This window comes from Vibrio sp. 1288 (genome assembly GCF_033344475.1).
Map to the genome: position 1 here is coordinate 1 of NZ_JAWPOX010001014.1, position 541 is coordinate 541.

Annotated in this window: 2 protein-coding genes; both read left to right on the forward strand. The window is 43.1% G+C overall.

What is annotated here, in order from left to right; translation table 11 throughout:
- The coding region (locus R8O11_RS30640) for an alpha-ketoglutarate-dependent dioxygenase AlkB (RefSeq protein WP_318195313.1) at positions 1–171 on the forward strand (171 nt) is incomplete at its 5' end.
- A gap of 69 nt (positions 172–240) precedes the next feature.
- A partial coding sequence (locus R8O11_RS30645; protein WP_318195312.1) for a DUF3541 domain-containing protein occupies positions 241–541 on the forward strand: 301 nt, incomplete at its 3' end.

Below are 541 nucleotides of genomic sequence, written 5' to 3' on the forward strand. Positions count from 1 at the left end.
GTGCTACGAAATTTACATTGTAAAACTCAAATAGAATATGAGCTCGGCCACGGCGCATTATTGATCATGGCTGGGGAGCTTCAGCACCATTGGAGACACTGCGTTCCCAAAACAGCCAAACCAAAAGGAGAACGTATCAACCTGACTTTTAGACATATTTTGAACTATTGACTCAGGTTTTACATTCTTAACAAACATTGATGATAAGTTTACATCCAGGTTATATCAGGGAATGGATTTATGCGTATCAAACCTATCAGCTTGGCGGTCTTGCTCTCTTGCTCACTCATCTTGAATGTTCAGGCATCTCAAGAAGAGATACCTGCACTTAATTACTCTCAATCAGCACAGCTGATTCGCGACACATACGAACGTGAGTTATTCACGCTTCCTCCTTTTAAGGAAGGCCACTTTGGGCTGCGTATGTTCCGCCAAACCTTAGATGAAAAATACTACGCAACCATTTGGACGGACATGGCTCAAGTCGCAAGCCGATTGAATCGCTTCGCGAATGACGTCGTCAAACCAGAAGACATCATTT